Raw genomic sequence first — 12,591 nt, forward strand, 5'->3', positions numbered from 1 at the left:
GATGCGACGCGCCCGCGCTCAACGGGCTCGATGCTAACTTTGCTCCGCACCGCGATAGCTGGGCTTGTGTCGCGCCAGCAAGGCCGCCGGCAACGGCAGCAGCACCGGGCCGCCGGTATAGAGCAACGCCGCCTCGATCGCCCGGCCGGGGAAAATCACCGCAAGCGCCGCGACATAGGCCGCGATCTGGCGCAGGTGGTAGGTGGGTGCCTCATCCACCGAACGCGGCACCTGCCGCCCGGTCTTGAAATCGACCACGCGCACCGTCGTGTCGGTGACGAGCAACCGGTCGACCGTCCCCGCCACCACCGTCCCGTCGGCGAGCACCGCGCTGATCGGCGCCTCCGCGAGCGCCTGCGCGCCGAACAGATCGGCATAAGCCGGATCGTCGATCACCCGCCGCGCCGCCTCGGCGATCGCGTGTCGCTCCGCGGCGTCGCCTACCTGCCCGACATCGGCGAGCCAGCGATCCGCGGCGCATGCGCGGTCGGCAGCAGGAACCGATGGCAACCGCTCGAACAAGGCGTGGATCAGCCGCCCGCGTTCGGCCGCCGCACGCATCGCCGGGGTCGGCGGCGGATCGGCCACCTCATCCTCGCCGAGCGACGAGGGCGACAGCGGGCGCGCCGGGCGCGGCTCCTGCGGCGCCGGTTTGCGCACCCACTCGGGCAGTTCGACGGGTGCGGCGGCCGCCTCGCGCGCGGCGGCGCGGGGTTTGGCGGCGGTCGGCGGTGCGATGCCGGCGAACACCCGCGTCTCCCCCGCGATGCCGAGCGCGTCGAAGGTCCGCGCCGCGACGCCATACCAGCTCTCGGGCGGCGGCTCGCCCTGCCATTTGGCGCTAAGCGACCCGGCGATCACCAGCCGCTCCTCGGCGCGCGTCGCCGCGACGTAGAACAGCCGCCAATGCTCCTGCCGCTCGCGCAGATCGGCGGCGGTGACCTCGTCGTCGATCGGCCCGGCGCGTTCCTCCTTGCGCGGGCGGAACACGGGGAGCGGCCCGGCCAGTTCGCCCGGTTTCCACCGCAACGCCGAGCGCAACGCCGCATCGGGATCGGCGGTGGCATCGGCGAGGATCACCACCGGCGCCTGCAACCCCTTGGCCCCGTGCGCGGTCAGCACCCGCACCGCGTCGCGCGGTTGGGCGGCGTCGCGCACGATCTCCACCTCGCCGCGATCGAACCAGTCGAGGAAGCGCTGGAGCGAGGGCGTCGTCCCCGTCTCGAAATCGAGCGCGGCGGAGAGCAATTCCTCGATCGGATCGCGCGCTTCCTCGCCGAGCCGTTCGAGCAATTTGCGCCGCCCGTCGAGCGCCCCCGAGAGTATTTCTTCGAGGAACTGATAGGGCGTGGTGAAATCGGCGCGCGCCAGCATCGCGTCGAGCGGCGCGAGCAGCGCACGATGCTGCGTCGCGAGATGCCGCCACAGGCTTCCCGAGCGCGGCACCGCGCGCGCCAGCAATTCCTCCTGCGTCCAGCCGATCAGCGGCGAGACGAGCAGGCTGGCGAGGCTGAGATCGTCGTCGGGCTGGAGCACGAAGCGGATCGCGGCGAGCAGATCCTGCACCGCGAGCGGCGCGTTGAGCCGCAACCGGTCGACCCCCGCGACCGGCACCCCCTCGGCATAAAGCCGGGCGACAAGCAATTGCGCCAGTTCGCCACGCCGCTTGACGAGGATCATCACATCCTCGGGGCGCAGCGCGCGTCCCTTGCTCTCGAGCATCAGCCCGTCGTCGAGCCACGCCCTGATCTGCTTCGCGATCCGCGCGGCATTTTCGCGCACCGCATCGTCGATCCACTCTTCCTCGCCGTCGTCGGCCTCGACCAGCCCCGCCGCGACCGGCGGCCACAGCTCGACCAGCCCCGGGCCGGGGACTTCGCTGGCATGTGGCGGCACCGCATCGACCATCCCGAGCGCCTCATGCCCGATCAGGTCGATCGCGGCGTCGACGAATTCCAGCACCGGGCGGGTCGAGCGAAACGAGGCGACCAGTGACAATTTCTCGAACGGCAGCCCGCGCTCGTCGTCGGGCATGTAATCGTCGCCGCGCACATCCTCTGCTCGATTGGCGAAATAGCTTTCCGCCGCCGCGAAGAAGATCGGATCGGTGCCCTGAAAGCCGAAGATCGCCTGTTTGTGGTCGCCGACGGTGAACAGCGTGCGCGTCGACGGCGCATGGACCCCGCGCCCGACGAAATATTCGTCGACCAATGCGCGGACGATCCGCCACTGGCTGGCATTGGTATCCTGCGCCTCGTCGATCAGCACATGTTCGGTGATCTGGTCGAGCTTGAACCGCACCCATTCGCCGATCCCGGGCTGATCGAACAGATCGACCGTCGCCGCGATCAGATCGTCGAAATCGACCGCCCCCCCCCGCCGCTTCGCCGCGGCATATTCACGCGCATAATCGCGTCCGACGGTCAGCGCGTCGGAAAGCAGATCGGCGAACGCGGCACGCACGCGGAGCGACAGCAATGCGGCGCAATGCTCGTAGAGCGACATCGCCAGCTCGGCATATCGATCGTCCTGCGGCGCCTGCCCCTTGCCGAACGAACGCGGATCGCCGTCCGCCTTGGCCCAGACGGCGTGGAGATCGGCCAGCGCATCGGCGCGCGCCGCCTCGTCGCCGGCAAGCCACGCGGCGATCGCCTCGGCACGCGCCACGCCGTTCTTGGTCCCCCAGTCGCGGTTGAGCTGCGCGATGGTTTCGAGCAGGCTCGTATCGATGCCCGCGCATCCCTCGCGGATCGCTTCCTCGACGTCGCCCGCCGGCAGGTCGAGCTCGCGCCGCACGAAAGCGCCGATCCCGCTCGGCAAGGCTTCCAGCGCCCGCCCCGCCCGCGCGCAATCGCGCAGGAAACTCTCGGCTTTCTCCTCGCCGAGCCGGACGGACAGCGCGCCGATCGTCTCGGCCGGGCCGCTGCGCCCTTCGCGCTCGGCATCGACCAGCAGGTCGCCGAGAGCCTGTCGCATCAGCAACACTTCCTCGCGCGGTTCGATCGGGCGGAAACCGGGGACGAGCCCCGCCTCGGCCGGGAAAGCCGCGAGCAGCCCCTGGCAGAAGCCGTGGATCGTCTGGATGCGCAATCCGCCGCCCGGCGCATCGAGCACCCGCGCGAACAAGGTGCGCGCGAGCGCGATACGCTGCGCGGTCGGCTCCTCGCCGAGCGCGATCAGATCCTTGCCCAGTGCGGTTTCGGGCATTCGTACCCAGGCGGCGAGCCGCTGGCTGATCCGCGCCGCCATCTCCGCCGCGCCGGCCTTGGTGAAGGTGAGGCACAGGATCGCTGCCGGGGACACACCGCGCAGCAACAGCCGAAACACCCGCGCCGCCAGCACCTGCGTCTTGCCCGTCCCGGCCGAGGCGGAAAGCCACACATGGCTGTCCGGCCGGCTCGCGGTGCGCTGCTCGCCGCGGAGCGGGGGCAAGGGGCTCAGCGTGTCAGCGGTCACGGCCATACCATTCGTCGCGGCGCATCAGCTGGTCATAATCGGCATAGGGTGCATATTCGGGGTGGAGCTTGGCGACGAACGGCTCGTCCCCGGTCAGCCACAGCCCCGCCGCTTCGGCGAACACCGCGCGGGCCTGCGCGACGAATTCGTCGGTCACGATCCGCCCGTTCCTCCCCGCCGGATCGACCGGCGAGGTCACCTGCCCGAACTGGTCGCGATATTTCGCGAGCGACCAATATTCGAATCCGCCTGCCTTGCCCGCAATCCCCTGAAAGCCCCCCGCCTCGGCGATCGCGCCGAGCAATCCCAATTGCATCGAGAAGCCCGCGCGCACCGCCGCGGGCGACGGCGCCTTGCCGGTCTTGTAATCGACGATGACGAGGCTGCCGTCCGCCGCGCGGTCGATCCGGTCGAACCGGCCGGAAAGCGTCACCCCGGCGATCTCCGCCCCGCCCTTGCCTTCGACCGCGATTACGTCGCGCCCCTCGACGCGCGCCTGATCGAGCCGCGCCGCGATCCAGTCGATCGCCGCGATCAGCCGCGGTTGCCACAAAGCGCGGAGCAACGGGTGCGTCGCGGGATCGTTGAGCATCGCCAGCGCGCGCGGGCGCAACGCCTCAATCGCGCAGCCGTCCTGCTTCGCCCATTGCTCCAGCACCGCGTGCACGACGGTTCCGCGCCACGCCGCCGTCGGATCGGCGTCGACCGGATCGAGCGCGGAAAGCCGCAGGATGCGCTGGGCGTAGAAGGCATAAGGATCGGCCTTGAGCCGATCGACCTGCGTCACCGAAATCTCGCGCGGCCGCTGCTCTTTGGCCGGCGAGGGCGCCGGGCGCGCGGCGGGGCGGTGCGCCGGCGGGCGATCGAGCGCATCGACCCAATGTTCCAGATCGCGCGCGCGCGCGAAATCTTGCCCCGCCATCGCCTCCAGCCGCAGCCAGAAGCGGGAGGCGAGCGTCGGCGAGCGGCTGTCGCGTCGCGCGCGCGTCAGCAATACCTCGGGCGCGCCGAGCCCCTGCCCGAAATCATGCGCCGCGATCCCGACGCGGCGCTCCAGCCCGGGCAGCCCGAGCGCGACGCGGATACGCGGCGCGAGCCAGGGATCGGGCGCGGGCGAGCCGGGCCAGACGCCCTCGTTGAGCCCGCCGAGGATCATCAGATCGGCGCTCTGCAACCGCGCCTCGATCAACCCGTAGATCGCCAGCCGGGCATGACCGCCCTGCGCCGGGCGCACCGCCGCCTCGTCCATCAATAGTCGCAGCAGCGGGGCGAGATCGTCGCGTGACACCTTGCGCGGGCCGGCGCCCGCCTCGGTCTCCAATTCGGCGAGCAGATCGGCGGCGGCGCGCCCGGCGGGGCCGCGCCACGCCTCGTCGCCGGCCAGCACGTTCGCCGCCTCGCGCAACGCGGCGACACGCTCGGCGAGCGAGCGATCATCCGCCGCCAGCGCCTCCACCGGCGCGAGCAAGGCGCGAATTTCGTGCCACCACGCGGCCGCACCGAGATGCGCGTCGATCCCCGCCAGCCCGGGCGCCGGACGCGGCCCGCGCAATGCCTTGTCGAGCCGCCGCACCCCCTCCAGCCACACGGCCCGCGCCTCGCCCACGCGGACCAGCGGATGTTTGAGCAGGGTCAGCAGCGGCAGCGGCGCGAAATCCTGCGCTGCAGCCTCGGCGATCGCGCCGAGCAAGGTGCCGGGCGGCAGGATCGCGAGCGGCCGGCCGGCGGTATCGTCGATCTCGATATTCCAGCGCTTGCAATGCGCCGCGACGCGCCGCGCCAGCCCGCGATCGGGGGTGACGAGCGCCGCGGTCCGCCCTTCACGCTCCAGCGCGCCGCGCAAGGCGAGCGCGATCGCCTGCGCCTCGCCCGCCGGCGTGGCGAATTCGGCCGCGCGCACGCCGGAAAGACGCCGGTCGGCGGCGGCAAGCCCGGTCCATTTGCCGGTGAACTCCGCCGGCGTCAGCGCATTGGCGATCGCGCGCGCGCGCGCCGGCGGCGCGTCATGCTCGCTGCCGTCGCGCCACGCGGCCACCTCGCCGCGGCCGGCGCCGATCCGTTCGAGCATCAGCTTGAGATGATATTGCGGATGCACCTCGATCGCGCGCCGCGGGTCGCCCTCGGGATGCGGTCCGAGCGCCGCCCATTCCTCATCGGGCATCGCGAGATCGACATTGGCGAACACCACCATGCCGTGCGGCAGCCCCGCGACGCGCCGCAGCAGCCGTGCGACGGCCGGCGCGGAGTCGGTGATGCCGGCGGCGCAGACGAACCCGCCCGGCGGCGCCTCGCACCAGCGCGCCGCGAGCCGGGTCAGCAGCCGCGCGCGTCGCTCGGCGAGATCGATCCGCCCGAGCCGCGCCAATTCCCCCGGCCAGCGATCGAGCACCACGCGGAACGAGGCGAGCGCGCGCTGCCAATGCTCCGACAGATCCGGCCCCAGATCGAGCTCGGCCAGCCGCGACGGCGGCACCTCCTCGACGATCAGCTGATCGAGCGTCCGCGCCAGCTCGCCCGCCAGCCGCACCGCCTCCGCCGCGTCGAGATCGGGGCGCTCGTCCTGCACCAGCCGCGAGAGGATCATCCTGCGCGCGAGCGGCGCGATCGCCGGGGGCACCGGCGCATCGTCATCGGCCGGATCGAGCGCGGCGCCGATCGCCTCGCCGAGATCGTCGGCGCCGATCGCCACCAATCGCGGCAGCACCAGTCCGCCGCCCGAGGCGCGCACGAACGCCTCGTTGACCGCGATCCGCGCACGATTGTTGGGCACCAGCACCAGCCCGCGCGCCAGCCCGAGCGGATCGCCGCCGAACCGCCGCATCAGCCCCGCGACCAAAGCATCGGCGAAGGCGCGGTGCGCCGGGATCGTGTAAAGGTTCAGCCCTCGCGCCTTTGCGTCGCGTTGGCCTTGACCCAGGGTCGATTCTGCCTCTGGCGTCATGCCAGAAGCCTCTTGTCCGGCGCCTGCCTCTCCACCGTTCGCCCTGAGCTTGTCGAAGGGCGTCCTGTCGCTCGTGAGGTGGGGCCGCCCTTCGACAGGCTCAGGGCGAACGGTGCTTCGTTTTCGCCCCGCGCCTCAGCCATCGGCCAATATGGCTTCGGTCCGCCCGATCGCGGCGGGGGTGCCGACGTCGAACCACAGCCCCTGATGCACCTGCCCGTAAGCGCGCCCGGCGGCGATCGCGCGATCCCAGAACAAATTGGTCGAGAACGGCCCTTCCGGCCAGTCCGCGATCAGCCGCGGATGCATGATCTGCACCCCGGTCCACACGAACGGCGCGACCCGTCCGCGCCCACGCCGCCCGATGATCCGCCCGTTCGGCGCGAGGCGGAAATCGCCCTGTCCGCGGTGATTGTGCGCGCGGGCATAGGGCACCATCAGCAGCAACGCGTCCATCGTCGCGTCGTCCCAGCGCGAGGCGAGCAGCTTGATCGCGTCGGTCGGGCCGTCGACCCACAGATTGTCGCTGTTGACATAGAGGAACGGCTCGTCGCCGATCAGCGCGCGCGCCTGGACCAGCGCGCCGCCGGTCTCCATCAGCCGCCCGCGCTCGTCGGAGATGACGATCTCGATCCCCGAGACGCGGTTGAGCAGATGCGCCTGCAATGCGTCGGCGAGATAATGGACATTGACCACCGCGCGCTCGACACCCGCCGCCTTCAACCGATCGAAGACATGATCGAGCAACGTCTTGCCCGCCACCTCGACCAGCGGCTTGGGCCGCGTCGCGGTCAGCGGGCGCATCCTTTTGCCGAGCCCGGCGGCCATGACCATCGCGGTCTTGGGCACCTTGCCGCCCGGTTCGGGCCGGATCATTCGCACTCGGGTCATTGGCCTGCCAGCATCATGGGGTCACCGCGCAGCTCGGGGGGGATATTGGCGTCGAACCATGCCGCCACCGGCCCGAGCACGGGATAGGAAAGATCGCGCTCCAGATAGCTCCAGACGCGCGGGCACATCGTCGGATAGCGCGGCTTGCCGTCGCGCTTCCACAAGCGGGTGAAGATGCCGATGATCTTGGCGTTCCGCTGCGCGCCGAGCACGTGATAGGCGTCGAGGAACGCTTCGCCCTCGCCAGTCGCCGCGCGATAGCGGGCGAGCATCGCCTCCTCGATCGCCGGCTCGACGTCGCGCCGCGCATCCTGCAACAACGACACGAGGTCGTAGGCGGGATGCCCGGCGAGCGCGTCCTGAAAGTCGAGCAGCCCGAGCCCGGCCGGGATCAGCATCAGATTTTCGGCGTGATAGTCGCGCAGCACCGTCACCGGCTTCTCGACCAGCGCGCGTTCGAGCACCGCGTCCCACGCCGCGCGATAGCCGGCGGCGTCCACCTCCAGCCCGACCGCGGGGCAATACCAGTCGACCAGCAGCCCCGCCTCGCGCTGCAGCTCGGTGCGATCATAGGGCCGCAACCCCAGCATCGCCTCATGCCCGCGCAACGCGACGAGCAGGTCGATCGCGCTGGCGTAGAGCGCCATCGTCGCATCAGGATCGGTCTCGATCGCTTCGCGCATCCGATCATCCCCGAAATCCTCGATCAGGACGAGGCCGTTGGCTTCGTCCGCCGCGAGGATCACCGGCGCGGCGAACCCGCGTTCGCTGAGCCAGCGTGCGATAGTGATGAACGGGCGCGGATCCTCATGCGGCGGCGGCGCGTCCATCAGCACCGCGCGACGCGCGCCGTGGGTGATGCGGAAATAACGGCGGAAGGAAGCATCGCCCGCCAGCGGCGCGATCTCGGCGCCGGCCCAGCCGTGTGCGGCAAGGAAAACGGCGGCGCCGGCGGGGGGAATCATGTCGGTCGCCATCGTTGCTCCCATGCCGCCGGCGCCGCCCAAGTCAAGCCGCGCGCGCCGTCCGGCAATATCTCCAGCCTGAGCCGCAGCGCATCGGGCCATGCCTGCGGCCCGGCGCGCTCGGCCCATTCGATCAGCAGCGCCGAATCGTAGCGCGCCTCGTCCAGCCCCAGTTCGTCCATCTCGCGCGGATCGTCGATGCGATAGAGATCGACGTGGAGCACCGGCACGCGCACCTCGGGGGGCGCGTAAGGCTGGACGATCGCGAAGCTCGGCGACGGCGCCTCGCCCTCCAGCCCGAGCGCGGCGAGCAGCCCGCGCGCGATGCTCGTCTTGCCCGCGCCGAGCGGCCCTTCGAGCGTGATCACGTCGCGGGGCGCGAGCACCGACGCCAGCGAGGCACCGATCGCCTCGGTCGCTTGCGGATCGGCGAGCCGGATCATCGCCGCGGCAGTTCCACCGTCACCAGCGTCCCCTCGCCCGGCTCGCTGACCAAAGCGATCGTCCCGCGATGCGCCTCGACGAATTGCTTGGCGAGCGGCAACCCGAGATCGAGCGCACGCGCGCCGCCGCTGGTGATGCCGGGCTGGGCGAAGCGATCGAAGGCGTGCGCCGCGGCTTGCGCATCCATCCCCTGCCCGTCGTCGGACACCACGATCCGCGCGCGCGCCGCATTGCCGTCGGCATGGAGCAGGACGCGCCCGCCGCTGCCCGTTTCCCCACCCACCGAAGCGAGCGCGTGGCGCAGCAGATGCTTGATCACCTCGCCGATGCGGCGCGGATCGCCGGTGACGCGGCCGACCGAGCGGTTGATCTCGACGACATAATCGATCCCCGCCTTCCTGGCCTGCGGCGCGAGCCGATCGGCCGCCGCGCGCGCGACCGCCGCGAGATCGACATCCTCCAGTTCGAGCGCGACGCCTTCGCCGTCCGCCTGGGTCAGATCGAGCACATCGTCGACCAGCACCCCGAGCCGCGCGACCGATTCGAGGATCGCCTCGACATAGGCGTCGGCCTGCTTGGTCAGCTTCCCGGCATAGCCGCCGTGGAGCATCTCGGCGAAGCCACTGATCGAGGTGAGCGGGGTGCGCAGCTCGTAGCTCATATTGGCGACGAACGCGGTCTTGACCCGATCGGTGTTTTCCAGCGCCTCGTTGCGCTCGCGCAGCGCCTGTTCGATCCGGCGGCTGTCGGTGATGTCGAGCATCGTGAACAGCGCATTGCCGTCGGGGAGCGGCACGACGCCGAACTCGAAATGCCGCCCGTCGGCCAGCTCGAACCGCCCGCCGCGCGTCTGGCGCTCCATCGTCGCGGCGCGGACCAGCTCGTTGATGATCTTGGCGCGCGCCGGGTGCGCCAGCTTCGACGCGACCTGTTCGGACACCACATCGACCCGCGGGTGGCTGCTGAGAAATTCCTCCTCCAGCTCCCACACCGCGCGGAAGCGGTTGTTCCACAACTGCAATTTGCCGTCGGCCGCGAACACGCCGAGCGCCTCGAACAGATTGTCGAAGGTCGCGGTGCGCACCCGCAGCAAGGTATCGCGCGCCGAGGCGAGCTGGACCTGCTCGGTGCGATCCTCGAAGATCAGCAGCAGCCCGCCGTCGGGCAGGGGCTGCGCCAGCACGCGCAAATGCGTGCTGTCGGGGAGCATCCAATTCTCCTCGAACGCGCTGACCGCCTCGGTGAACCAGTCGCGCCGCTCGGCCTTCCAGCTCGGGAAGTCGCGCACCTCCGGAACGCGGTTGGCCTCGCGCATCCGTTCGAGCACGCGATCGAACTCGGGCCGGTCGGCAAGCCATTCGTTGCGCATCGCGAACATCCGCCGGAACGGCTGGTTGCAGAATACGAGCGCGCGATCGCGCCCGAATTGAGCGACGCCCGCGGAAAGCCGGTCGAGCATCGTCCGCTGCGCCTCGGCGAAGCGCCGCTCGCGCGCATGCGCCTGTTCGAGATCCTCGATATCGATCGCATAGCCCGCGACGCCGCCGGTCGGCAGCGGGATATCGAACAATTTTAGCGAACGGCGTTCGCCGCCGATCGTCGCCGGGAGCAGCCGTTCGTGCGGCTTGCCCTGTTCGCGCGCCTCGACCGCGCCGGCAAGCGGGCCGCCGTGCCCCGAGCCTTCGACCAGTTCCACACCGCGCCCGACGACATCGGCGGCATTGGCACCCTCGACCGCGGCGACATAGGCCGAATTGACCATCGCCAGCTTGAGATCGGCGCCGCGATACCACATCGGCAGCGGCGCCGCTTCGATCAGCCCGGTCAGCGCCTCGAACGCACCGCGCATGTCGCCTTGCTGCGCGGAAAGCTGCTCGATCTCGCGCTGGCTGTCGGTCGCGTCGAACACCCAGATGATCACCGCGCCGATGCCGATCTCGTGCGGCGCGCGCTCGCCGCGCCACATCAAGGTGCGCGACGATCCCGGCACGGTGACCGCGCGGGTGAAGCCACGCGCGGCGCGATGCGCGGCGAGGATGTCGTTCTTCAATGCGCCGAGCACATCGGCGGGCAACACGCTCGCCAGTTCATCGATCCGCCCCGGCAATTCCTTGAGGCCGAGCCAGTCCGCCACGGTGCGGGTCAGCTCGATCCGCCCGTCGCCATAAGCCAGCACCGGTATCGCGGGCGCGGCGGCGAACAACGCCTCGAATCGGCGATTGGCACGCACCGCCGACCCGGCCGCCGCGGCCGCGCGCAGGCCGACGAACAGCGCGAAGGTCGCGCCGACCAGCAGCAGCGCGACGATCACCCCACCGATCAGCGCCGCGGCAGTCGAGATTACGATCATGCCGGCGGTGATAGGCAGAGTTCGGGCATGAAAAAAGGGGCCGCGCGCGGCGACCCCTCGTTTCGTGCTTTATTCTCGATCAGTAACGATAGTGATCGGGCTTGAACGGCCCTTCGACCTTCACGCCGATATAATCCGCCTGCTTCTGGCTGAGCTTGCTGAGCTTCACGCCCAGCTTCTCGAGGTGCAGCGCCGCGACCTTCTCGTCGAGGTGCTTGGGCAGGACATAGACCTTGTTGTCATATTCGCCGCTCTTGGTGAACAGCTCGATCTGCGCCAGCACCTGATTGGTAAAGCTCGACGACATGACGAACGACGGGTGGCCGGTGGCGCAGCCCAGGTTCACCAGGCGGCCCTTGGCGAGCACGATGATCTGCTTGCCGTCCGGGAACTTCACCAGATCGGTGCCCGGCTTCACCTCGGTCCACTCATAATTGCTCAGGGCGGCGATCTGGATCTCGCTGTCGAAGTGACCGATGTTGCAGACGATCGCCATCGGCTTCATCGCCTTCATGTGATCGGCGGTGATCACATCGGCATTGCCGGTCGCGGTGCAGAAGATGTCGGCGCGGGTCACCGCTTCCTCCATCGTCACCACCTCATAGCCTTCCATCGCCGCCTGCAGCGCGCAGATCGGGTCGATCTCGGTCACCAGCACGCGCGCGCCGCCGTTGCGCAGTGACGCCGCCGAGCCCTTGCCGACATCGCCGAACCCGGCGACGCAGGCGACCTTGCCGGCAAGCATCACGTCGGTCGCGCGACGGATCGCGTCGACCAGCGACTCCTTGCAGCCGTAGAGGTTGTCGAACTTCGACTTGGTGACCGAATCGTTCACGTTGATCGCCGGAAACGGCAGTTCGCCCTTCTTGGCGATCTCGTACAGGCGGTGGACGCCGGTGGTGGTCTCTTCCGACACGCCCTTGAGGTTCTTCACCGTCTCGGTGAGGTAACCCGGCTTCTTGGCGATGAACGCCTTGAGCGCGCGCTGGAATTCGACTTCCTCGGCATTCTCGGGCTCGCCGAACTTTTCGCCGCGCTCGAGCTTGGCGCCCCACAAAGCGAACATCGTGGCGTCGCCGCCGTCGTCGAGGATGATGTTGGCGGTGCGACCGGTGCCGTCATCCCAATCGAAGATCGAGCCGACATAATCCCAATAATCGGCGAGGCTCTCGCCCTTCACCGCGAACACCGGGATGCCGGCGGCGGCGATCGCGGCGGCGGCGTGGTCCTGCGTCGAGAAGATGTTGCAGGTCGCCCAGCGCACCTCGGCGCCCAGCGCGACGAGCGTTTCGATCAGCACCGCGGTCTGGATCGTCATGTGCAGCGAACCGGTGATCCGCGCGCCCTTGAGCGGCTGCGACGCACCGAATTCGGCGCGCAGCGACATCAGGCCGGGCATCTCGGTTTCGGCGATCTCGATCTCCTTGCGGCCGAAATCGGCGAGGTCGATGTCTTTGATGACATAATCATTGGTCGGGCGGTCGAGAACGGTAGCCACGGGAATCTCCGCAAAAGACTGGATGCCGGCCACATAGGCGCAGCCG

Annotated in this window: 7 protein-coding genes; all 7 read right to left on the reverse strand. The window is 69.8% G+C overall.

Annotated elements, in window-relative coordinates:
- Nucleotides 1-33: 33 nt before the first annotated feature.
- Complete coding sequence (gene addA / locus NED98_RS04400; RefSeq protein WP_265312059.1) at nt 34-3,462, reverse strand: double-strand break repair helicase AddA; 3,429 nt, start codon at nt 3,460-3,462, stop codon at nt 34-36.
- The gene (locus NED98_RS04405; protein ID WP_265312060.1) at nt 3,446-6,397 is read right to left on the reverse strand and encodes a PD-(D/E)XK nuclease family protein; all 2,952 of its coding nucleotides are present in this window, start codon (nt 6,395-6,397) and stop codon (nt 3,446-3,448) included. The genes addA and NED98_RS04405 overlap by 17 nt, the downstream gene beginning before the upstream one ends.
- 135 nt (nt 6,398-6,532) lie before the next feature.
- Nucleotides 6,533-7,288, reverse strand: coding sequence for a nucleotidyltransferase family protein (locus NED98_RS04410; RefSeq protein ID WP_265268458.1), 756 nt, complete (start codon nt 7,286-7,288; stop codon nt 6,533-6,535).
- Nucleotides 7,285-8,265, reverse strand: coding sequence for an aminoglycoside phosphotransferase family protein (locus NED98_RS04415; protein WP_265268457.1), 981 nt, complete (start codon nt 8,263-8,265; stop codon nt 7,285-7,287). The genes NED98_RS04410 and NED98_RS04415 overlap by 4 nt, the downstream gene beginning before the upstream one ends.
- Nucleotides 8,250-8,696 (reverse strand): tRNA (adenosine(37)-N6)-threonylcarbamoyltransferase complex ATPase subunit type 1 TsaE, encoded by a 447-nt coding sequence (gene tsaE / locus NED98_RS04420; RefSeq protein ID WP_265312061.1) that lies wholly within the window; start codon nt 8,694-8,696, stop codon nt 8,250-8,252. Before tsaE ends, NED98_RS04415 begins: the two co-directional genes overlap by 16 nt.
- Nucleotides 8,693-11,047, reverse strand: a complete 2,355-nt coding sequence (locus NED98_RS04425) for a sensor histidine kinase (protein ID WP_265312062.1) — start codon at nt 11,045-11,047, stop codon at nt 8,693-8,695. The genes tsaE and NED98_RS04425 overlap by 4 nt, the downstream gene beginning before the upstream one ends.
- A 79-nt stretch (nt 11,048-11,126) precedes the next feature.
- Nucleotides 11,127-12,545 carry an adenosylhomocysteinase gene (ahcY, locus tag NED98_RS04430; protein ID WP_265268454.1) on the reverse strand — a complete coding sequence of 473 codons (1,419 nt, stop codon included), beginning with the start codon at nt 12,543-12,545 and terminating at the stop codon, nt 11,127-11,129.
- Between the last annotated feature and the right edge of the window lie 46 nt (nt 12,546-12,591).

It is taken from the genome of Sphingomonas lycopersici (assembly GCF_026130605.1).
GTDB lineage: Bacteria > Pseudomonadota > Alphaproteobacteria > Sphingomonadales > Sphingomonadaceae > Sphingomonas > Sphingomonas lycopersici.